Raw genomic sequence first — 20404 nt, forward strand, 5'->3', positions numbered from 1 at the left:
GTGCCCCCAGCGTCGTGACGGGGGCGACGCCCCGGCAACGGCTCTTCCGCCGGGCGGAAGCCGGAGTATGTTGGCGGCCCCCAATCATTGACCTCAGCAATTATTGAGCTCTACATTCCATGCATTCGCCGGCACTCCCCGGCGGCCCCCGCACCCTCTCGGAACTCCCGCAGAACGGAGCGCCTCATCGTGCCCGCACCTTTGCCCCGCGCCCTCGCCGCGCTCGCCGCCGCGCTGCTTCTCACCATCGCGGCGCCGGCCGCCGCCGAGGCCGACGACGCGGCGACCGCCCGGCACCTGACCGGAACCCTGGCCGACGACGCGACCTGGATCGCGGACGTCCCCGCCCACTGGAACGGCACCCTCGTCCTCTTCTCGCACGGCTTCGGCCCGACCGTCGCCCAGGACGCGCCCACGCCCGCCGTACGTTCCCAACTCCTCGCCGAGGGCTACGCGTTGGCGGGCTCCTCCTACGATCCACACGGCTCGATGTGGGCGCTGGAGAGCGCCGAGCGCGACCAGTTCGCCACGCTCGACGCGTTCGCCGCCGCGGTGGGACACCCGGCGCGCACGCTCTCCCTGGGCCAGTCGATGGGCGGCCTCGTCAACGCCCGGATCGCCCGCGACGGCGCCGGCCGCGTCGACGGAGCGCTCGGCATGTGCGGCCTGGTCGCCGGCGGCACCGACCTCGACACCTATCAGCTCAACGCGGAGTACACGCTCGCCCGGCTGCTGCTGCCCGGGCAGGAGGTGCGGCTCACCGGCTTCGCCGACGCGGCCGAGGCGTCGGCCACCGCGGACCGGCTCACCACGGCCGTGACGTCCGCGCAGGACACGGCGGAGGGCCGGGCCCGTATCGCGCTCGCCGCCGCCTATCTCAATCTGTCCGCCTGGTCGTCCGGCGCGAAGCCCCCCGCGCCGCACGACGCGGCGGCCCAGGAGGAGCAGCAGTACGCGTGGCTGGCCCAGGGCCTCCTGACGTTCATCGAGGGCGGGCGGTACGCGATGGAGCAGTCGGTGGGCGGCAACAACTCGGGCAACGCCGGCACCGACTACGCCGCCCTACTGGCCCGCTCCGAACACGCGCCACAGGTACGGGAGTTGTACCGCGCCGCCGGGCTCGACCTGCGCGCCGACCTCGCCGTGCTCGCCGCAGGGCCCCGGACGGTGGCCGATCCGGCCGCGGTGGCCGCCGCGCGGCGCACCTCGTCGGCGGGGCAGGGCCTCGGCGTACCGCTGCTCGACGTGCACACCGTCGCCGACAACCTCGTACCCGTGGAGCAGGAGGACGCGTTCGCGGACCGGGTGCGGGCGGCCGGGGACGGGTCCCTGCTGCGGCAGGCGTACGTCGCGCGCCCCGGGCACTGCACCTTCACCACCGCGGAGACCGTCGCCGCGGTGCACGCGATCGACCGCAGGGCCGCCCTCGGACGCTGGGACGGCGCCGAACGGCCCGCGGCTCTGCAGAGCGCGGCGCTCGGCCTGCGCCTGGGAGGCGCCGCGTATGTCCCGTACAGGCCGGGCGAGTTGAACGGCGCGGCCCGCTCCCGCTGAACCGTTCCCCTTCCGACCCTCGACCCAGGGATGTCCCATGCCCGCACGGAGAATCACCGGCCGCTTCACCGCCGGAACCCTGATCGCCGGATGCCTCGCCGTCTGTCTCGCCCAGATCGGCATCGCCCTTCCGGCCACCCTCAACGGCCTGTTCCAGGAGCATCTGCACCCGGTGGGCTCCCAGTTGACGTGGATATCCGACGCGTTCCTGCTCCCCGTCACCGTCCTCGAGCTGACCTTCGGTGTCCTCGGTGACCTCTTCGGGCGCAAACGGCTGCTCGTCGGCGGCGCCGTGCTCCTCGGCATCGGTGAGACGGTGGCCGCCCTCAGTGCGGGGGTGCACCAGCTCTGGGCCGGGCAGGCGCTCGCCGGGCTCGGCGCCGCGGCGCTGTTCCCGACCTCGCTGGCCATGATCGCGGCGGGCAGCACCACCGCGGCGAGCCGGACCCGCGCCATCGCCCTGTGGGCGTCCAGCCTGTCCGCGGGCGGCTTCCTCGCCCCGCTGCTCGGGGGTGTCACCGGGAACTACGGCTCCTGGCGGTGGGCCTTCGTCGTGGTGACGGCCGTCGCGGCGGTGAGCGCCCTCACCAGCCTGCTGCTCGCCCACGACTCCCGTGCGCCCGAGGGCCGTTCGCTGGACATCGGCGGACAGATCACCATCGGCGTCGGCGCGTTCGCCCTGCTCTACGGGGTCATCCAGGGGCCGATGGACGGCTGGAGCTCCGTGCCCGTGGTCACCGCCTTCCTGATCGCCGCCGTCTTCCTCGGCCTGTTCGTCGTCGCCGAACTGCGGGCGCGCTCACCGCTGTTGCGCCTCGACCTCTTCGCCGACCGGGCGTTCGCGGTGGCCTCCGCCGTCACCGTCGTAGGCATGTTCGCCTTCCTCGGCACCGCGTACGCGGCGAGCATCCGGCTCGGTCCCATCCAGCACCAGAGCCCGCTGCGCACCGCGTTCGCCTTCCTGCTGCTCAACGGCATCACTCCGTTCCTCACCCCGCTGACCACCCGGCTGCTCACCCGGGTGGCGCCGCGTCTGCTGCTCGCCGGCGGCCTGACCCTGATGGCCGCGGGCGATTTCGCCGCCGCCTCGCTGCGCGTGACCGACCGGGCCCTGCCCTCGCTGATCCTGCCGCTCGGCCTGGTCGGGGTGGGCTTCGCCTTCACCGTCTCCTCCGTCACGGCGACCGCCGTCAACGCGGCACCGGCCCACCTCGCGGGCATGGCCAGCGCCTCGACGAACCTGCTGCGCGACTTCGGCTTCACCCTCGGTCCCGCGGTCATCGGCGCGGTAGCACTCAGCCGGGCGGCGTCCCGCCTCGACGGCGCGATCGGTACGTCGGACCTGGCGCCGGGTGCCAGGGCGGCGGCCGGGGAGGTCCTCGCGGAGGGCGGCCCGCTCGCCCTGAACTCCGTACCGCCGGGTTCCCCTCCCGGGGCGGCGACACCATACGCCCTCGAGGCGCTGGGCCACGGCTACGCGATCGGGTTCGTCGTCTGCGGGGCGGCGGCGGCACTGTCGGCACTCCTCGTACTCGTAGCCCTGCGCCCGGCCAGGGAGAAGGGCCGGGAGAAGGGTACGGACACGGCCGTCCGGGACGCCGACGGTTCGGCCGCCGCGGTCTCCCCCTGACTCCTCAGGGCCGCCAGCCCAGAGCGCGCGAGATGCCGCGCCCCGCGAGCCGTACGGCCGGGACCAGCGAGTGCGGCTGTGTCCCGGCCGAGGGGACCACGAGCGAGACCGCGGCCACGACGTCGCCGCGCGGCCCGCGCACGGGCGCGGCCACCGAGACCGCGTCGTCCGTGATCTGACGGTCCGCCACCGCGCACCCGGTGCGCCGCACCTCGGCCAGGGCACGGCGCAGGCGGGCGGGGTCGGACAGGGTGTGCGGGGTGAAGGCGGCGAGCGGCCGCCCGCAGACCTGGTCCTGGAAGGCCTTGGCGCTGTGGGCGAGCAGGACGAGTCCGACGCCCGTCGCGTGCAGCGGCCAGCGCGCCCCGGGTCGGCTGCGGACTCCGACCGCGTGGCGGCCGGACAGCCGCTCGATGTAGACGACGTCGAGGCCGTCGAGCACCGCGAGATGCACGTTCTCGTGGGTCGCCTCGTAGAGGTCCTCCAGGAACGGCAGCGCGGCCTCGCGCAGGGCGGGGCCGCGCGGGGCCAGCGCCGCGAGTTCCCAGATCCTCAGCCCGACGTGGTAGCTGCCCGCCACGTCGCGCTCGAGGGCGCCCCACACGGTGAGCTCGCCCACCAGACGGTGAGCGGTGGCCAGCGGAAGCCCGGCCCTGCGGCCGATCTCGGTGAGGGACAGCGCGGGTCTGCGGTGGTCGAACGCGCCGAGCACCGCGAGGAGCCGCTCCGCCGCGGAACGGCTGCGTGCCGCGTCCGCGGAGTCGTCCGACGGCTCTGCCATGTCCGGCGGGTCTGTCATGTCCGACGGCTCCTTCATGTCCGGCGGGTCAGCCCCGGTCCGCTTCCGCGACCCTCGCCAACAGGGCCTGCAACGTGGCCCGTTCCTTGGGGGCGAGGGGTGCGAGCAGTTCGTCGGTGACGCGCCGGCTGCCCTTGTCGGTGTCGCGCAGGACGTCCTTGCCCCTGTCCGTGAGGGCGACGATGCGGCTGCGCCGGTCGCCGGGCGCGGGTCCCCGCTCCACCAGGCCGAGTTCCTGCAGGTCGTCCACGAGGCTCACGATGGCGCTCGGGTCGTAGCCGAGCCGGTCGCTCAGCTCGCGTTGCAGGGCGCCCTCCACGGTGGCGAGGTAGCGCAGCAGCGCATAGTGCCGCAGCCGCAGGCCGAACTCTTCGAGCGTGGCGTTGAACAGCCGGCCCGAGTGCAGCCCGAGCCGGTAGAGGAGATAGCCGGTGTCGGCGTGCAGGGTGCGCATCCAGGGCGCATCTTCGTCAGTGATGTCGGGCTCCGGGGTCGGTCCGTGGGGGCACGGGGGTGCGTGAGGTCGGCTCCAGCATGAAGGACTTAAAGGCTTACGGCAACTATTGTTGACAACAATGATTGGTCATAGCTTTCTTCTCGTCGACCTCGGGAGGGCGGGGGCGGCGGCCAGGACGGGGAATTGAGTTGCACGAGACGTTTCGTCTCGCCTACGGTTGCGCCATGACCGCCCCCAGGAACACCCACATCGCCATGTTCTCCATCGCCGCCCACGGGCACGTGAACCCGAGCATCGAGGTGATCCGGGAGCTCGTCGCCCGCGGGTACCGCGTGACGTACGCGATCCCGCCGCAGTTCGCCGACAAGGTCGCCGAGGCCGGGGCCGAGCCCAAGGTCTGGCACTCCACGCTCCCCACCGACGACGACCCGGACGCGTGGGGCACCGAACTCATCGACCACCTCGAACCGTTCCTCACCGACGCCCTGCAGGCCCTGCCCCAGCTCGTCGACCTGTACGAGGGGGACGAGCCCGACCTCGTCCTCTACGACATCACCGCGTACCCGGCCCGCGTCCTCGCCCACCGCTGGAACGTGCCGATCGTGCAGTTCTCGCCGAACCTCGTGGCCTGGGAGGGCTACGACGAAGAGGTCGGCAAGCCGATGTTCGAGCCGCTGAAGCAGACGCCGCGCGGCAAGGCGTTCTACGAGACCTTCGACCACTGGATCCGCTCGAACGGGCTCGACATCACGGTCGAGGACTTCATGGGCCGCCCGGACCGCTGCCTCGTCCTCATCCCCAAGGCGCTCCAGCCCAACGCCGACCGGGTCGACGAGAGTCGTTACGCCTTCGTCGGCGCCTGCCAGGGGGACCGCTCGGCGCAGGGGGAGTGGCAGCGGCCGGCCGGCGCGGAGAAGGTGCTCCTCGTCTCGCTCGGCTCGACGTTCACCAAGCAGCCCGCCTTCTACCGGTCCTGCGTCGAGGCGTTCGGCGGGCTCCCCGGCTGGCATGTCGTCCTCCAGGTCGGCAAGTTCATCGACGTGACGGAGCTCGGGGAGATCCCCGCGAACATCGAGGTGCACCCGTGGGTGCCGCAACTGGCGATCCTGCGCGAGGCCGACGCCTTCATCACGCACGCGGGTGCGGGCGGCAGCCAGGAGGGCCTCGCCACCGCGACCCCGATGGTCGCCGTGCCGCAGGCCGTCGACCAGTTCGGCAACGCCGACATGCTCCAGGCGCTCGGCGTCGCACGCCACGTACCGATGGAGGAGGCGACGGCCGGGACGCTCAGGGAGGCGGTGCTCGCGGTGGCGGGCGACCCCGAGGTGGCGCGCCGGCTTCAGGAGATCCGGGCGGACATGGCGGGGGAGGGCGGCACGGCACGCGCCGCCGACCTGGTGGAGGCGGTGGCCGGGGTGGTTGCGCGTCAGCCGTGAAGGGGCGGCGCGCGTTTGGTCACGGACCGGTGAATGGGTAACGCTCGGATAACGCAGGCGGTCCCTGGCGAAGTCATCGACTTGGCCATGGAGTTCGACCGTTACCCCCGGTCAAAGGTTGCACTCAGCGCTACTTGAACCTGGTGTGAAGCCCTTTCTAGCGTGAAGTGAACTCACGCCGAACGCCAGGAAGTTGGCCCGCCATGCGCCGAGACATACCGCCCCTCGACGAGGTACGCCGCATCACCCAGAAGAAACGCGACGCGTGGTGGACCGTGCTGCTCGTCGACCCCGTCGCCACCCCCCTCGTGCGCCTCGCGGCGATGCGCACGAGGGTCACCCCGAACCAGATCACCTGGGGCGCCTTCGTCCTGGGACTCGGCTCGGCCGTCTGCTTCTGGCTCGCCGACTGGCGCTGGCTGATCGCCGGCGCCGTCGTCTACCACCTGAGCTTCGTCCTCGACTGCATGGACGGCAAGGTGGCCCGGCTCACCGGTCAGGGCTCGGTCTTCGGCGCCTGGCTGGACTTCGTCTTCGACCGCATCCGCGTCATGGTGTGCGGGGTCGCGCTCATGGCGGGCCAGTACGAGCGCACCGGCGACGAGCTCTACATCTGGCTCGCCCTGGCCGTCGTCGGCCTCGACACCCTGCGCTACATCAACTCCCTGGAGATCTTCAAGATCCGCCACTCCATGCGCAAGCAGATCAAGGAGCGGGTGCGGGAGGCCAGGCGCGCCGAGAACGCGGCGGAGCTCGCCTTCATGGAGGACCTGCTCCGCGACAACCCCGAGGCGGACATCGACCATGACCTGCGCAAGACGCAGGCGGCGGCCGACGAGCCGGAAGCGCCGCAGGAGAGGGCCCGAGTCGTCGACCTGCACCAGGAGTTCAGGAGCCGCTTCCCCGTCTATCTGCGGCTGCGCGCGTTCCTGCTGCGGCACCGGATCCGTACGCATCTCATCAGCGGGATCGAGTTCCAGATGGGCGTCTTCATGATCGGCCCGCTGACCGACCAGGTCCTGTGGGCGACGGTCGTCTCCGGAGCGCTGCTGCTCCTCTTCGAGCTGGCCATCGTCTACAAGCTGCTCCTGTCGACGCGCGACTTCACGCGCACGATCGACTCCTTCGCGCGGCAGCCTCTTCGCGCGACGCACTGAGGGAATTCCCCGAGTCCGATGTGTTGGGCGAAGCCCGAATTGTTATTACGAAGGCTTGTTGAACAAGTCACAGGTGTATGTAGGCCTTGATCTGGTCGCGTCAATCGGACAGTGTTTCGTGCCAACCCCCGGAGATCTTCCGGAGATTGCCGGGGGACGCGTGAGAACCATCAGCGAAACAACGAACCAACAGCGAAACAACGAAACACCCCCCACAAACCCCCCACAGAAACCACGAGGAGACCCCTCTTCATGGCCATTCACAAGCGTGCCCGCAACAAGGTCAAGCTCACCGCGGCGATAGCCACCGCCGCCACCGCGGTCGGCGTGTCCCTCTTCGCGGGCTCCCTGGCAGGCGCCTCGACCCCCACCGAGGGCAAGGTCTACGGGCTCGACGCCAAGGGCGCCGTGTCCGGCAGCTACATCGTGCTGCTCGACAAGAAGGCGAACACCGACGCCAAGCAGGACCTCGCCAAGGAGTACGGCGGCAAGCTGAAGCGCTCGTACTCCTCCGCCGTCAACGGCTTCTCCGTGAACGGACTTTCGGAGACCGAGGCCAAGCGCCTGGCCGCCGACTCGTCCGTCGCCAAGGTCGTCCAGAACAAGAAGTTCCACATCGACGCGACGCAGGACAACCCGCCGTCGTGGGGCCTCGACCGCATCGACCAGACCGACACCGCCGGCGACGGAAAGTACACCTACCCGGACAGCGCCGGTCAGGGCGTCACCGCGTACGTCATCGACACCGGCGTCCGCATCAGCCACAAGGACTTCGGCGGCCGGGCCTCCTACGGCTTCGACGCCGTCGACAACGACAACAGCGCCGACGACGGCAACGGTCACGGCACGCACGTCGCCGGCACCATCGCCGGTGACGCGCACGGCGTCGCCAAGAAGGCGAAGATCGTCGCCGTCCGCGTCCTCGACGACCAGGGCTCCGGCACCACCGAGCAGGTCGTCGCCGGCATCGACTGGGTCACCAAGAACCACCAGGGCCCGTCCGTCGCCAACATGTCGCTCGGCGGCGGCGCCGACGAAGCGCTCGACGCGGCCGTCCAGAAGGCCATCGCCTCCGGCGTCACCTTCGCGGTCGCCGCGGGCAACGAGTCGGCCGACGCGTCCCAGGGCTCCCCGGCCCGCGTCAAGGAGGCCATCACCGTCGCCTCCTCCACCAAGGACGACCAGCAGTCCGACTTCTCCAACTACGGCTCCGTCGTGGACATCTACGCCCCCGGCTCGGACATCACCTCCGACTGGAACACGAGCGACGACGCCACCAACACCATCTCCGGTACGTCGATGGCGACCCCCCACGTCGTGGGCGCCGCCGCCGTCTACCTGAGCGGTCACCCCGACGCCACCCCGGCCGACGTCTCCAAGGCGCTCACCGACGGCGCCACGCCCGACAAGATCTCCAACGCCACCGAGGGCACGCCCAACAAGCTCCTCAAGATCGTCGAGTAACACCCGCGCGGTACCTCTGACCGGCGGCCGCCGTGCCCTCCCCCACGGGGCGCGGCGGCCGCCTATCGTGTGTGCCCATGACGACCAAGGCGTACGCGGCACTGCTCCGCGGCATCAACGTGGGCGGCAGCAAGAAGGTCCCGATGGCGCGGCTCCGTCCCCTCCTCGAAGGGCTCGGGCTCGGCGGCGTACGGACGTATCTGCAGAGCGGGAACGCGACGTTCACCAGTGATCACGGTGACGAGGAATCCCTCGCGGCCGAGCTGAGCGCGGCCATCGAGAAGGAGTTCGGCTTCGCCGTGGACGTGATCGTGCGCGATCACGCCTCCCTCAAGTCGGTCGTCGACGCGTGCCCCTTCCCCGCGGACACCCTCGAAGGCAAGCAGCTGCACGTCACCTACTTCTCCGGTCCCGTCACTCCCGGGCGGTTCGCCTCCGTGGACCCGGCCGCCTTCGCCCCCGAGGACTTCCGCCTCGGCCCCCGCGAGCTGTACCTCTACGCCCCCGAGGGCCTCGGCCGCTCCAAGCTCGCGGCGCAGCTCTCCCGGCCGGGCCTCAACAAGGGCCTGATCGCCACGTCCCGGAACTGGAACACCGTCGTCAAGCTCGTGGAGATGACCGGTGCCTGAGCTCAACAGCGCCGTCGAGGCCGCCATCGAGGGCGAACTGCGCCTGCTCGACCCGGAGGTGCGCCGCTCCCCGGAGCTCCTCGGCGAGCTGCTGCACCCGGACTACTTCGAGTTCGGCGCGTCGGGCCGCCGCTGGGACCGCGCCTCGATCATCGCCGCGCTCTCCGCGACGAGCGAACCGGGCGCACGGCCCCTCACCGTCTCGCGCATGAAGGGCGTACGGCTCGCCTCCGGTCTCGTCCACCTCACGTTCGAGACGGACCGCAACGGAGCCCGCGCCCACCGCAGTTCACTGTGGCGGCGGCACGAGGAGGGCTGGCTGCTGTACTTCCACCAGGGGACGCCGTTCAGCCGGAACTGAGCCCCGCGGGCTGTCGCGTTTCTTCAAGCCGCCGGAGGCCCCCGCGCGAGACGCTTGCCGCATGGAAAACGAGTACACCTCCATGAAGGAATGCGCCGCGGAGGCCGCCAGGGTCGCGCGGGGCGTGGACGCGGCGCGGCTGCCCGAGCCGAGCGGATGCGGCGACTGGGACGTGCGCGCCCTCGTCAACCACTGGGTCCTGTACACCTCGCACGGCCTGGAGCACCGGGCCCTGCGCACGACTCTCCCCGACGAGCTCACCGCCCGTGACTTCACCGCCGACACCGGCTGGGCCGAGGCGTACGCCGTCCAGCTCGACAAGGCCGTCGCCGCCTGGTCCGACCCCGCCGTCTGGGAGGGCGAGATCGACCTCGGCTTCGCCAGGATGCCCGCGCCCGCGATCGCCGCGCTGCTCATCGCCGAACTGGCCCTGCACGGCTGGGACGTGGCCCACGCCACCGGCCAGGACTACCGGGTCTCCGACGACACGGCCCGCCTCCTGTACGGCGTCGTCGAGGCGAACGCCGAGGAGTACCGCCAGTACGACGGCTTCGCCGAGCCCGTCCCGGTGCCGGACGACGCGCCCCTGTTCCACCGCGCCCTCGCCCTGAGCGGCCGCGACCCGCGCTGAATGGCCCGGGGAAACGGGGGAGAAGTGGACCACCCGGGCGGGCCACCCGGCCGATAGCGTCAGCGTCATGAAGACGACGACCGACACCGCCCGTACCGGATCCGACGAACCGTCCCGCGTGGACTTCTACTTCGACCCCGCCTGCCCCTTCGCGTGGATCACCTCGCGCTGGATGCTGGAGGTCGAGCGTGAACGCGCCCTCGACCTCCGCTTCCGCCCCATGAGCCTGTATCTGCACAACACCGGGAACGAACTCCCCGACTGGTACCGGGAGCTGGTCGACAAGTCGATCGGCCCGGTACGGGTCGCCGTCGCCGCCGCCGAACAGCACGGCGACCACGTCCTGCGGGACCTCTACACGGCCTTCGGCACCCGCATCCACGAGGCGAAGAACGAGGACTTCGACCAGGTCGTCGCCGAGTCGCTCGCCGAACTCGGCCTCCCCGCCTCACTCGCCGGGGCGGCGCACGACCCGGCGTACGACGAAGCGGTCCGCCGCTCCCACGACGCGGGCAAGGAGCCCGGCTCCGACGGCTATGTGGGCACGCCCACGATCCATGTGGACGGCACGGTGTGGTTCGGTCCCGTCCTGCGCGCGATCCCGCGCGGCGAGGACGCCGTCCGCCTCTTCGACAGCTTCCGCACCCTGGCGACGCACCCCGACCTCTTCGAGCTGAAGCGGACGAGGACCGGCGGGCTCGACTTCTCCTGACGCCGCCCTGTCAGGCGGCCGGCGCGACCAACTCCCGTACGGCCGCCGCCTCGTAGCGCTCCACGAGGAGCCGGGCGACCTCGGGGGCCGGGCCGAGGACGTCCGCGAGGACATCGGCTCCGGCGGCGCCCCGCGCGATGCGGTCCGGCAGGAAACCCGGGGCGAGGACGTACGGGGCGACCGCCACGCGGCGGACGCCCTCGGCGCGCAGTCGCGCCACGGCGTCCTCCGTGCGGGGCAGAGATGCGGAGGCGAACGCAGGCCGCACGGCGCACCAACCGGTGTGCCGCCACTCCCGCGCGATTTCAGCGATCACTGCGATCGCCTCCGGGTCGGTGGAGCCCGCCGAGGCCAGGACGACCCCGGTCGTGGGCTTGTCGGCCGGGGTGAGCCCGGCCTCGTACAGACGGCGTTCGAGCGCCGAGAGGAGCAGCGGTGACGGGCCGAGCACCTCGGCCTGCCGGATCCGCAGCCCGGCCGGGGCCTGCCGCAGGACCGCCGGGATGTCCGCCTTCGCGTGGAACGCGCGCGTCAGGAGCAGCGGCAGGGCGACCACGTCGCGCACGCCCTCCGCCGCCAGGGACTCCAGGACCCCCTGCACCGAGGGGACGTTGAAGTCCAGGAACCCCGTCTCCACGCGCAGCCCCGGCCGCAGCGCCCGCACCGCGCCGACGAGCGCGTGCACCGTCGCGGCATGGCGCGGATCGCGGCTGCCGTGGGCGATCACGAGCAGGACCGGGCGGGCGGGGTACCGGGACATGGCGGGGTCAGCTCCTCACGAGGAGGCCGCGGCCGCGCAGGACGCGCCGCTCCAGGGGGCTGAAGATCAGCAGGTCGATGGCGATGCCGACGATCAGGATCAGGAAGATGGCGAGGAAGACCATGGACATGGAGCTGGCGTTGCGGCCGTTCTCCAGGAGCTGTCCGAGGCCGACGCCCAGGTCGGGCGACGAGGCGATGATCTCCGCGGCCATCAGCGAGCGCCACGAGAACGCCCAGCCCTGCTTCAGGCCCGCGAGATAGCCGGGCAGCGCAGCCGGGAGCACGATGTGCCAGGTGTGGCGCAGGCCCGTCGCGCCGAGGGTGCGGCCGGCCCGCAGGAACAGCGGCGGCACCTGGTCGACGCCCGACACCAGGCCGTTGGCGATCGAGGGGACCGCGCCGAGCAGGATCACGGCGTACATCATCTTGTTGTCGAGGCCCAGCCAGATCACGGCCGGCGGGACCCAGGCGACCGAGGGCAGCGACTGGAGGCCGGAGAGGATCGGGCCGATCGCCGACCGGATGAAGCGGACGCGGGCGACGACCAGACCGAGCGGGGTGCCGATCGCGAGGGCCAGCAGGAAGCCCAGCAGGCCGCGCGACACACTCGTCCAGATGTAGTCGAGGAGCGTCCCCTGCAACCACGCGCTGGACACCTCGTCCCACACCGCGGACGGCGGGGGCAGCTTGCTCGGATCGGTGACGATCTTGAAGGAGACCAGGGCCTGCCACGCCACCAGGACCAGGACCACCGCCGTCAGCGGCGGCAGCACCTTGCGCACCAGGGTCTGGCGCAGCGGCGTACGGACGGTCTGCACCGTCTCCAGGGCGTCGAGCCCCGCCTCCAGACCGGCCAGGTCCTGTCCGGGACCCGAGTCGGTGACGGCGGCCGGGCCCACGGCCTTGCTCGCGGTCGTCGTCTCAGTGCTGGCCATGGCGGCGAATCTCCCCACGCAGTTGTTCGGTGATCTCGACGGACAGTTCCGCCACGGCGGTGTCCTCGATGCGGCGCGGCTGCGGAATGCCGACCCGCCACTCGTGCGCCACCCGGCCCGGCCGCGACGACAGCAGCACGACCCGCTCCGCGAGACGCACCGCCTCGCGGACGTTGTGGGTGACGAACAGGACGGAGACGTTCGTCTCGCGCCAGATACGGGTCAGCTCGTCGTGCAGCACATCACGCGTGATGGCGTCGAGCGCGGCGAACGGCTCGTCCATCAGCAGGAGTTGACTGTCCTGCGCGAGCGCGCGGGCCATCGCCACACGCTGGCGCATACCGCCGGACAGCTCGTGCACCCGCTTGTCGTACGCGCCGTTCAGGCGGACGAGCTCCAGGAGCTCCTCCGCCCGCGTGCGGCGGTCCGCCTTCGGGATGCCCCGCAGCTTGAGGGCCAGTTCGATGTTCTTGCCCGCGGTCAGCCACGGGAAGAGCGCGTGCTCCTGGAACATCAGGGCCGGCCGGCCCTGCGTGCTGATCTCGCCGGACGAGGGCTTGTCGAGCCCCGCGACCAGGTTGAGCAGCGTCGACTTCCCGCAGCCCGAGGCTCCCAGGAGGGTGACGAACTCGCCCGGCGCCACGTCGAGCGTGATGTCGTCGAGGACGAGCTGCTGCCCGGCGGGCGTGGCGAAGGACTTCGAGACGTGCTCGATCCGCGCGGCGTGGCCGGTGGTCTCCGTACCGTCCACAGCGGCCTTGGCGAGGGTGGTTGCCATGGTCGTCACCTCCTGGGAACTCAAGTGATTACGGGCTGGGCTGACGCGGCTCTACTTGACGCCGAGGCCGGCGTCGGCGACCGCGCCCTTGCCCTCGGCCTTGAGGACCTTGTTCAGCGGCGCCAGGTCGTAGATGCCCTTGAGGTCGGGCTTCACCAGCAGGCCCGCCTTCACCGCGTGCGCCGCCTCGGTGCCGAGGGTCGAGGCCAGCGGGTCGTCGGTGAACCGGATGGACTTCCAGGCCGGGTCGAGGACATTCGCGGGAAGGGCCTTGCCGGTGTCGGCCGCCAACTGCTTGTTGGCCGCGGCCTTCGCCTCGTCCGGGTTGGCGTTGATCCACGCGTTCGTCTTCACCGAGCCGCGCAGCACGGCCTCGACGACGTCCGGGTGCTCCTTGAGGAACGACTGCCGCACGATGATGTTCGTGATCACGAACTTCTTGCCGGGCCACAGGTCGGACTCGTCGAGGAGGACCTTGCCGCCCTCGGCCACGAGCTTGGACGCGGTCGGCTCCGGCACCCACGCGCCGTCGATGGAGCCGGACTTGTAGGCGTCCGGGGTGATCTTGTTGTCCGTACGGACCACGGAGACCTCGCCCTTGCCGCTGTTGGCGTCGACCTTCCAGCCCTTCTCGGCAACCCAGTTCAGGAACGCGACGTCCTGGGTGTTGCCGAGCTGCGGGGTGGCGATCTTCTTGCCCTTGACGTCGTCGAGGGACTTGATCTTCTTCGGGTTCACCACCAGCTTCACCCCGCCGGACGCCGAACCGCCGATGATGCGCAGGCTCTTGCCCTGGGACTTGGTGTAGCCGTTGACCGCCGGCGACGGGCCGATCCAGCCGATGTCGATGGCGCCGCCGTTGAGCGCCTCGATCTCGGACGGGCCCGCGTTGAAGGTCTGGTACTGCGCCTTCGTGCCCTGGAGCTCCTTCTGGAAGAAGCCCTTCTGGTTGCCCACGAGGGCGGTGCCGTGCGTCAGGTTGCCGAAGTAACCGATCTTCACGGTGTCGGCGGAGAGCTTCTTGCCCTTGGCGGCGACGTTCGTCTTGCCGGACGTGTCGTCCTTCGCCTGGGAGCCGTAGCCGCAGGCCGTCGCGGCGAGCGCGAGGAGCGGCAGGGCGGCGACGGCGGCGAGGCCGCGGCGCCAGGAGGCGGAAGTGTTGGCAGGCACGGGAGGTGTTCCTCTCGTTGGCCCGGCGGTCACGGTGCTATGCCGTGGCCGGGAGGTCGGCAGGTTTTCGCTTGCGTACGAACAGGTCGCGGGGGGTGTGGGCGCGCAGGCAGTGCGCGTACGTCATCGCGCACATCGCGCGACCCCGCCCTGACCGCTGCCGAGGGCGCCGCTGCCGACGCGGCCGCCCTCTTTCGCGAACGTCGAGTAGATGTCGATGGACGTCATGACTAGAAGTCCCAGCCGTCGTCGTCGGTGGCCTGCGTGGCCTCGTCCGCAGCGGCGGCCTGCGGCTTCCCGCCGAAGGCCTCGCCCGCCATGCCCGCGGCGAGCGTCGTGCCGTCCGCGGGGTCGATCAGCAGGAACGAACCGGTGCGGCGCGAGTCGGCGTAGTCGTCGAGCGCGATCGGCTCGGCGGTGCGGACCTTGACGCGGCCGATGTCGTTGGCGACGAGCTGCCCCGGCTCCGGGTGCTGCGAGAGGTCGTCGAGGGTGAGCCGCGAGGGGATCTCCTTGACGATCGCCTTGACCGTGCGGGTGGTGTGCTTCAGGAGCACCCGCTGGCCGACCGCGAGGGGCTGGTCCGCGACGTGGCAGACGGTCGCCTCGACGTCCTGCGAGGTGGCGGGCGCGTCACCGCTCGGCACGATCAGGTCGCCGCGCGAGACGTCGATGTCGTCCTCCAGGAGGAGCGTCACCGACTGCGGCGTCCACGCCACGTCGACCGACTTGCCGAGCAGGTCGATGCCGGAGACCTTCGACGTACGGCCCGACGGCAGGACGGTGACGGACTCGCCGACGCGGAACGTGCCAGCCGCGATCTGGCCCGCGTAGCCGCGGTAGTCGGGGTGCTCGGCGGTCTGCGGGCGGATGACGACCTGGACGGGCAGCCGCGCGTGGCAGCTCGTCAGGTCGTGGCTGACGGGGACCGTCTCCAGGTGCTCCAGGACGGTCGGGCCGCCGTACCAGTCCATGTTCGCGGACGGCTCCACGACGTTGTCACCGGCGAGCGCCGAGATCGGGATCGCGGTGATCTCGGGGACGCCCAGACCGGACGCGTACGCCGTGAACTCCTCGGCGATCGACGCGAAGACGGACTCCTCGTAGGCGACCAGGTCCATCTTGTTCACGGCGAGGACGACGTGCGGGACACGCAGGAGCGCGGCGACGGCGGCGTGCCGGCGGGTCTGCTCGATGACGCCGTTGCGGGCGTCGACGAGGACGACGGCGAGGTCGGCGGTGGACGCGCCGGTCACCATGTTCCGCGTGTACTGCACATGCCCCGGGGTGTCCGCCAGGATGAACCGGCGGCGCGGGGTCGCGAAGTAGCGGTACGCCACGTCGATCGTGATGCCCTGCTCCCGCTCGGCCCGCAGACCGTCCGTGAGCAGCGCCAGGTCGGGGGCCTCCTGGCCGCGGCCGAGCGACACCCGCTCGACGGCCTCCAGCTGGTCGGTCAGGACCGACTTGGAGTCGTGCAGCAGACGGCCCACGAGGGTGGACTTGCCGTCGTCGACGGAACCGGCGGTGGCGAACCGCAGCAGGGTGGTGGCCGACAGGCCGGCCAGCTGCTCTGTGGTGCTGGTCATGTCTAGAAGTACCCTTCGCGCTTGCGGTCTTCCATCGCGGCCTCGGACATCTTGTCGTCGGCGCGGGTCGCGCCCCGCTCGGTGATCCGGGACACGGCGATCTCGGCGATCACGGCGTCCAGCGTCGCCGCGTCGGAGTCGACGGCGCCGGTGCAGGACATGTCGCCGACGGTGCGGTAGCGGACGACGCGCTTCTCGACGGGCTCGCCGTCCTTCGGGCCGCCCCACTCACCGGCGGTCAGCCACATGCCGGACCGCTTGAAGACGTCCCGCTCGTGCGCGAAGTAGATCTGCGGCAGCTCGATGCCCTCGCGGGCGATGTACTGCCACACGTCCAGCTCGGTCCAGTTGGACAGCGGGAAGACACGGACGTGCTCGCCCGGCGCGTGGCGGCCGTTGTAGAGCTGCCACAGCTCGGGGCGCTGGCGGCGCGGGTCCCACTGCGAGAACTCGTCCCGCAGGGAGAACACGCGCTCCTTGGCGCGGGCCTTCTCCTCGTCACGGCGCCCGCCGCCGAAGACGGCGTCGAACTTCTCGCTCTGGATGCGCTCCGTGAGCGGCAGGGTCTGCAGCGGGTTGCGCGTGCCGTCCGGGCGCTCCTTGAGGGCGCCGCGGTCGATGTACTCCTGCACGGACGCGACGTGGAGCCGCAGGCCGTGCTCGGCGACGACGCGGTCGCGGTACTCCAGGACCTCGGGGAAGTTGTGCCCTGTGTCGACGTGGAGGAGGGTGAACGGCACCGGCGCGGGCGCGAACGCCTTCAGCGCCAGGTGCAGCATCACGATGGAGTCCTTGCCGCCGGAGAAGAGGATCACCGGCCGCTCGAACTCGCCCGCCACCTCGCGGAAGATGTGCACGGCCTCGGACTCGAGGGCGTCCAGGTGCGAGAGGGCGTACGGGCTGTCGGTCTCTTCGCCCGTGGTGGGTGCGACGGTCGTCATGAGAGACCCCTTTCGGTGAGCAGCGCGTGGAGCGCGGCCGCGGACTCCTGCACGGTCTGGGTGTGCGACTCGATGCGCAGGTCGGGCGCTTCGGGCGCCTCGTACGGGTCGTCGACCCCGGTGAGCCCCTTCAGTTCACCGGCGGCCTGCTTCGCGTACAGGCCCTTCACGTCGCGCACGGAGCACACCTCGACGGGCGTGGCCACGTGCACCTCCAGGTAGCCGGTGCCGCCGGCCTGGTGGCGCTTGCGGACGGCCTCACGGCTGTCCGCGAACGGCGCGATCACGGGGACGAGCGCCAGCACGCCGTTACGGGCGAGCAGTTCGGCCAGGAAGCCGATGCGCTGCACGTTCGTGTCGCGGTCCTCGCGGCTGAAGCCGAGGCCCGCCGACAGGAACTCGCGGATCTCGTCGCCGTCGAGCACCTCGACCTTGCGGCCCTCGGCGCGCAGCCGGCCGGCGAGTTCGTTGGCGATCGTGGTCTTGCCCGCGCTCGGCAGACCCGTGAGCCAGACGGTGGCTCCGGTCACTTGCTTCTCCAAAGTCTCTGTGGACTGACTCGGTGTCTGAGGGGGCATCAGCCGTGGATCCCGCATTCGGTCTTGTTGCTGCCGGACCAGCGGCCCGCCCGCGCGTCCTCGCCCTCGAGGAGACGCCGGGTGCAGGGGGCGCAGCCCACGGAGCCGTAGCCGTCCATGAGCAGGGGGTTGGTCAGCACGCCGTGCTCGGCGACGTACGCGTCGACGTCGTCCTGCGTCCAGCGGGCGATCGGCGAGACCTTCACCTTGCGGCGCTTCTCGTCCCAGCCGACGACCGGGGTGTTCGCCCGCGTCGGGGACTCGTCGCGGCGCAGTCCCGTGGCCCACGCCGTGTACGAACTCAGGCCCTCCTCAAGAGGCTTGACCTTCCGCATGGCGCAGCACAGGTCGGGGTCGCGGTCGTGCAGCTTCGGACCGAACTCCGCGTCCTGCTCGGCGACGGTCTGCCGCGGGGTGAGCGTGATGACGTTGACGTCCATCACGGCCTCGACGGCGTCGCGGGTGCCGATGGTCTCGGGGAAGTGGTAGCCGGTGTCGAGGAAGACGACGTCCACGCCGGCCCTGACGCGCGACGCGAGGTGCGCGACGACCGCGTCCTCCATGGAGGAGGTGACGCAGAAGCTCGTGCCGAACGTGTCGATGGCCCAGGTGAGGATCTCCAGGGCGGACGCGTCCTCAAGGTCACGCCCGGCCCGCTCGGCCACTTCTCGCAGGTCGAGTTCCGTCAGCTCAGTGTCCTGAGTGGTCGTCATATCTCTTCCCCTCCACCGTCATTGCGCTGAACGCTGCCCTCTTCAGAGGCATTCGCCTCCGGAGCGCCGAAGTCGGTGTCGAGCAGCCGACCGTGCTCAGCCCCTCCTTCGTCAGGGCCTCCGCGCGCTCGGCTGCTCGACACCGACGCGCTCCTGCGGCTCACGCCCCGGGCCAGCAGCCCGAGGAACTTCAGCTGGAAGGCCCGATTGCACGCCGCGCATTCCCACGCGCCGTGACCCTGCTCGTTCGGACGCAGGTCCTCGTCACCGCAGTAGGGGCAGAAGAAGGGGGCCGCACGCTCGCTCACGACAGCGACTCCTCGGACGCACGCGCGGTCCACGTGGCGAAGCGCTCGCCGTCCTCGCGCTCCGCCTGGAAGCGCTTGAGGACTCGCTCGACGTAGTCGGGGAGCTCGGCCGCGGTGACCTTCAGGCCACGGACCTTGCGGCCGAACCCGGCCTCCAGGCCGAGCGCGCCGCCCAGGTGGACCTGGTAGCCCTCGACCTGGTTGCCGTCCTTGTCCAGCATCAGCTGGCCCTTGAGACCGATGTCCGCGACCTGGATACGGGCGCAGGCGTTCGGGCAGCCGTTGATGTTGATGGTGAGCGGCTCGTCGAACTCCGGGACGCGGCGCTCCAGTTCGTCGATCAGCGAGGCGCCGCGCGCCTTGGTCTCGACGATGGCGAGCTTGCAGAACTCGATGCCCGTGCAGGCCATGGTGCCGCGCCGGAACGGGGAGGCGTTGACCTTCAGGTCCAGGGACTCAAGACCGGCGACCAGCGACTCGATCTGGTCCTCGGTGACGTCGAGCACGATCATCTTCTGCTCGGCGGTGGTGCGCAGACGGCCCGAGCCGTGCTCGCCCGCGAGCTCGGCGATCTTGGTGAGGGTCGTGCCGTCGACCCGGCCGACGCGGGGCGCGAAGCCCACGTAGAAGCGGCCGTCCTTCTGGCGGTGCACGCCGAGGTGGTCGCGCCAGGTGCCGGCGGGCTGCTCGGGCGCGGGGCCGTCGACCAGCTTCCGCTGGAGGTACTCGTCCTCAAGGATCTGCCGGAACTTCTCGGTGCCCCAGTCGGCGAGCAGGAACTTCAGACGGGCACGGGTGCGCAGGCGGCGGTAGCCGTAGTCGCGGAAGATGCCGATGACGCCGCCGTACACGTCCGGCACCTCGTCGAGCGGCACCCAGGCGCCGAGGCGCTGGCCGAGCTTGGGGTTGGTGGACAGGCCGCCGCCGACCCACAGGTCGAAGCCGGGGCCGTGCTCGGGGTGGTTCACGCCGACGAACGCGATGTCGTTGATCTCGTGCGCCACGTCGAGCTGCGGTGAACCGGAGATGGCGGTCTTGAACTTGCGGGGCAGGTTTGAGAACTCGGGGTTGCCGATGAAGCGGCGCTGGATCTCGTCGATGGCGGGCGTGCCGTCGATGATCTCGTCGGCCGCGACCCCGGCGACGGGCGAACCGAGGATGACGCGGGGCGTGTCACCGCAGGCCTCGGTCGTGGAGAGCCCGACCGCTTCGAGGCGCCGCCAGATCTCGGGCACGTCCTCGATACGGATCCAGTGGTACTGGATGTTCTGCCGGTCGGTGATGTCGGCGGTCCCGCGCGCGAACTCCTGCGAGATCTCGCCGATGACGCGCAGCTGCTCGGTGGTCAGCCGGCCGCCGTCGATGCGGACGCGGAGCATGAAGAACTCGTCGTCCAGCTCCTCCGGCTCCAGGATCGCGGTCTTGCCGCCGTCGATCCCGGGCTTGCGCTGGGTGTAGAGCCCCCACCAGCGCATCCGGCCACGGAGGTCATTGGGGTCGATGGAGTCGAAACCGCGCTTGGAGTAGATCGTCTCAATGCGTGTCCGCACATTGAGACCGTCGTCGTCCTTCTTGAACTGCTCGTTGCCGTTGAGCGGCGTGAAGTGACCCGCGGCCCACTGGCCCTCGCCGCGGTGACGGCTCACCTTGCGGCGCGGCGCGGCGGTCGTGGGCTTTTCAGGGGTGGCAGCCATGGGTTTACGTCCTTCAAAACGGGCTGAGGGCGGCTCTGACCTGCACACTCGCGCAGGGGCGCGGCGGTGCGCAGGGGGAGTTAAAGGAAAAGCGTGCGGCGGTGCT

General features: G+C 70.9%; 21 protein-coding genes. 9 read left to right on the forward strand and 12 right to left on the reverse strand.

Translation table 11 applies throughout. From position 1 onward, the window contains the following. The first annotated feature begins 189 nt into the window (after positions 1-189). On the forward strand, positions 190-1554 hold the full coding sequence (locus tag EOT10_RS01345; protein ID WP_223280697.1) for an alpha/beta hydrolase: 1365 nt from the start codon (positions 190-192) through the stop codon (positions 1552-1554). A 37-nt stretch (positions 1555-1591) separates the two neighbouring features. Further along, a complete protein-coding gene (locus tag EOT10_RS01350) occupies positions 1592-3184 on the forward strand; it encodes an MFS transporter (RefSeq protein ID WP_127826142.1) in 1593 nt (530 codons plus the stop codon). Between the two features lie 4 nt (positions 3185-3188). On the opposite strand, the gene EOT10_RS01355 is transcribed toward EOT10_RS01350, so the two are convergent. Further along, positions 3189-3983 carry an IclR family transcriptional regulator gene (locus tag EOT10_RS01355; RefSeq protein WP_223280698.1) on the reverse strand — a complete coding sequence of 265 codons (795 nt, stop codon included), beginning with the start codon at positions 3981-3983 and terminating at the stop codon, positions 3189-3191. Between the two features lie 28 nt (positions 3984-4011). Beyond that, positions 4012-4437, reverse strand: a complete 426-nt coding sequence (locus tag EOT10_RS01360) for a MarR family winged helix-turn-helix transcriptional regulator (protein ID WP_127826144.1) — start codon at positions 4435-4437, stop codon at positions 4012-4014. A gap of 227 nt (positions 4438-4664) precedes the next feature. Here EOT10_RS01360 and mgt point away from each other — a divergent pair, with 227 nt between their 5' ends. The 7 genes from mgt (at position 4665) to EOT10_RS01395 (ending at position 10830) form a co-directional block, all read left to right on the forward strand. Then, complete coding sequence (mgt, locus tag EOT10_RS01365; protein WP_127826145.1) at positions 4665-5876, forward strand: macrolide-inactivating glycosyltransferase; 1212 nt, start codon at positions 4665-4667, stop codon at positions 5874-5876. Positions 5877-6079: 203 nt separating this feature from the next. Further along, positions 6080-7033, forward strand: coding sequence for a CDP-alcohol phosphatidyltransferase family protein (locus EOT10_RS01370; RefSeq protein ID WP_127826146.1), 954 nt, complete (start codon positions 6080-6082; stop codon positions 7031-7033). Positions 7034-7285: 252 nt separating this feature from the next. After that, positions 7286-8497 carry a S8 family peptidase gene (locus tag EOT10_RS01375; RefSeq protein WP_127826147.1) on the forward strand — a complete coding sequence of 404 codons (1212 nt, stop codon included), beginning with the start codon at positions 7286-7288 and terminating at the stop codon, positions 8495-8497. A gap of 77 nt (positions 8498-8574) precedes the next feature. Then, positions 8575-9126: a DUF1697 domain-containing protein gene (locus tag EOT10_RS01380; RefSeq protein WP_127826148.1), complete on the forward strand. Its 552-nt coding sequence runs from the start codon at positions 8575-8577 to the stop codon at positions 9124-9126. Beyond that, positions 9119-9487: a nuclear transport factor 2 family protein gene (locus EOT10_RS01385; protein ID WP_127826149.1), complete on the forward strand. Its 369-nt coding sequence runs from the start codon at positions 9119-9121 to the stop codon at positions 9485-9487. The genes EOT10_RS01380 and EOT10_RS01385 overlap by 8 nt, the downstream gene beginning before the upstream one ends. 61 nt (positions 9488-9548) lie before the next feature. Next, positions 9549-10118: a TIGR03086 family metal-binding protein gene (locus tag EOT10_RS01390; protein WP_127826150.1), complete on the forward strand. Its 570-nt coding sequence runs from the start codon at positions 9549-9551 to the stop codon at positions 10116-10118. A gap of 67 nt (positions 10119-10185) precedes the next feature. Further along, positions 10186-10830 (forward strand): mycothiol-dependent nitroreductase Rv2466c family protein, encoded by a 645-nt coding sequence (locus tag EOT10_RS01395; RefSeq protein ID WP_127826151.1) that lies wholly within the window; start codon positions 10186-10188, stop codon positions 10828-10830. A gap of 10 nt (positions 10831-10840) precedes the next feature. Here the strand turns inward: EOT10_RS01395 and EOT10_RS01400 are convergent, their stop codons facing one another. The 10 genes from EOT10_RS01400 to EOT10_RS01445 form a co-directional block, all read right to left on the reverse strand. Then, positions 10841-11590, reverse strand: coding sequence for a sirohydrochlorin chelatase (locus EOT10_RS01400; protein ID WP_127826152.1), 750 nt, complete (start codon positions 11588-11590; stop codon positions 10841-10843). Between the two features lie 7 nt (positions 11591-11597). Next, a complete protein-coding gene (locus tag EOT10_RS01405; RefSeq protein ID WP_127826153.1) occupies positions 11598-12527 on the reverse strand; it encodes an ABC transporter permease in 930 nt (309 codons plus the stop codon). Beyond that, a complete protein-coding gene (locus EOT10_RS01410; RefSeq protein WP_127826154.1) occupies positions 12514-13305 on the reverse strand; it encodes an ABC transporter ATP-binding protein in 792 nt (263 codons plus the stop codon). Before EOT10_RS01410 ends, EOT10_RS01405 begins: the two co-directional genes overlap by 14 nt. A gap of 51 nt (positions 13306-13356) precedes the next feature. Beyond that, positions 13357-14475 carry an aliphatic sulfonate ABC transporter substrate-binding protein gene (locus tag EOT10_RS01415; protein WP_127826155.1) on the reverse strand — a complete coding sequence of 373 codons (1119 nt, stop codon included), beginning with the start codon at positions 14473-14475 and terminating at the stop codon, positions 13357-13359. A gap of 230 nt (positions 14476-14705) precedes the next feature. Next, complete coding sequence (locus EOT10_RS01420; RefSeq protein ID WP_127826156.1) at positions 14706-16064, reverse strand: sulfate adenylyltransferase subunit 1; 1359 nt, start codon at positions 16062-16064, stop codon at positions 14706-14708. 2 nt (positions 16065-16066) lie between these two features. Next, a complete protein-coding gene (cysD, locus tag EOT10_RS01425) occupies positions 16067-17005 on the reverse strand; it encodes a sulfate adenylyltransferase subunit CysD (RefSeq protein WP_127826157.1) in 939 nt (312 codons plus the stop codon). Continuing rightward, positions 17002-17583 (reverse strand): adenylyl-sulfate kinase, encoded by a 582-nt coding sequence (cysC, locus tag EOT10_RS01430; RefSeq protein WP_127826158.1) that lies wholly within the window; start codon positions 17581-17583, stop codon positions 17002-17004. Before cysC ends, cysD begins: the two co-directional genes overlap by 4 nt. Continuing rightward, a complete protein-coding gene (locus EOT10_RS01435; protein ID WP_127826159.1) occupies positions 17583-18296 on the reverse strand; it encodes a phosphoadenylyl-sulfate reductase in 714 nt (237 codons plus the stop codon). The genes cysC and EOT10_RS01435 overlap by 1 nt, the downstream gene beginning before the upstream one ends. Next, the gene (locus EOT10_RS01440) at positions 18293-18604 is read right to left on the reverse strand and encodes a hypothetical protein (protein WP_127826160.1); all 312 of its coding nucleotides are present in this window, start codon (positions 18602-18604) and stop codon (positions 18293-18295) included. The genes EOT10_RS01435 and EOT10_RS01440 overlap by 4 nt, the downstream gene beginning before the upstream one ends. Next, positions 18601-20298, reverse strand: coding sequence for a nitrite/sulfite reductase (locus tag EOT10_RS01445; protein WP_127826161.1), 1698 nt, complete (start codon positions 20296-20298; stop codon positions 18601-18603). Before EOT10_RS01445 ends, EOT10_RS01440 begins: the two co-directional genes overlap by 4 nt. Positions 20299-20404 lie beyond the last annotated feature (106 nt).

The sequence above is a fragment of the Streptomyces antnestii genome, assembly GCF_004005495.1.
Classification (GTDB): domain Bacteria; phylum Actinomycetota; class Actinomycetes; order Streptomycetales; family Streptomycetaceae; genus Streptomyces; species Streptomyces antnestii.

Coding starts and splice junctions, on each gene's coding strand:
- EOT10_RS01350 (WP_127826142.1), top strand. CDS start 1,592: ATGCCCGCACGGAGAATCACCGGCCGCTTCACCGCCGGAACCCTGATC.
- EOT10_RS01355 (WP_223280698.1), bottom strand. CDS start 3,983: ATGACAGACCCGCCGGACATGGCAGAGCCGTCGGACGACTCCGCGGAC.
- EOT10_RS01360 (WP_127826144.1), bottom strand. CDS start 4,437: ATGCGCACCCTGCACGCCGACACCGGCTATCTCCTCTACCGGCTCGGG.
- mgt (WP_127826145.1), top strand. CDS start 4,665: ATGACCGCCCCCAGGAACACCCACATCGCCATGTTCTCCATCGCCGCC.
- EOT10_RS01370 (WP_127826146.1), top strand. CDS start 6,080: ATGCGCCGAGACATACCGCCCCTCGACGAGGTACGCCGCATCACCCAG.
- EOT10_RS01375 (WP_127826147.1), top strand. CDS start 7,286: ATGGCCATTCACAAGCGTGCCCGCAACAAGGTCAAGCTCACCGCGGCG.
- EOT10_RS01380 (WP_127826148.1), top strand. CDS start 8,575: ATGACGACCAAGGCGTACGCGGCACTGCTCCGCGGCATCAACGTGGGC.
- EOT10_RS01390 (WP_127826150.1), top strand. CDS start 9,549: ATGGAAAACGAGTACACCTCCATGAAGGAATGCGCCGCGGAGGCCGCC.
- EOT10_RS01395 (WP_127826151.1), top strand. CDS start 10,186: ATGAAGACGACGACCGACACCGCCCGTACCGGATCCGACGAACCGTCC.
- EOT10_RS01400 (WP_127826152.1), bottom strand. CDS start 11,590: ATGTCCCGGTACCCCGCCCGCCCGGTCCTGCTCGTGATCGCCCACGGC.
- EOT10_RS01405 (WP_127826153.1), bottom strand. CDS start 12,527: ATGGCCAGCACTGAGACGACGACCGCGAGCAAGGCCGTGGGCCCGGCC.
- EOT10_RS01410 (WP_127826154.1), bottom strand. CDS start 13,305: ATGGCAACCACCCTCGCCAAGGCCGCTGTGGACGGTACGGAGACCACC.
- EOT10_RS01420 (WP_127826156.1), bottom strand. CDS start 16,064: ATGACCAGCACCACAGAGCAGCTGGCCGGCCTGTCGGCCACCACCCTG.
- cysD (WP_127826157.1), bottom strand. CDS start 17,005: ATGACGACCGTCGCACCCACCACGGGCGAAGAGACCGACAGCCCGTAC.
- cysC (WP_127826158.1), bottom strand. CDS start 17,583: ATGCCCCCTCAGACACCGAGTCAGTCCACAGAGACTTTGGAGAAGCAA.
- EOT10_RS01435 (WP_127826159.1), bottom strand. CDS start 18,296: ATGACGACCACTCAGGACACTGAGCTGACGGAACTCGACCTGCGAGAA.
- EOT10_RS01445 (WP_127826161.1), bottom strand. CDS start 20,298: ATGGCTGCCACCCCTGAAAAGCCCACGACCGCCGCGCCGCGCCGCAAG.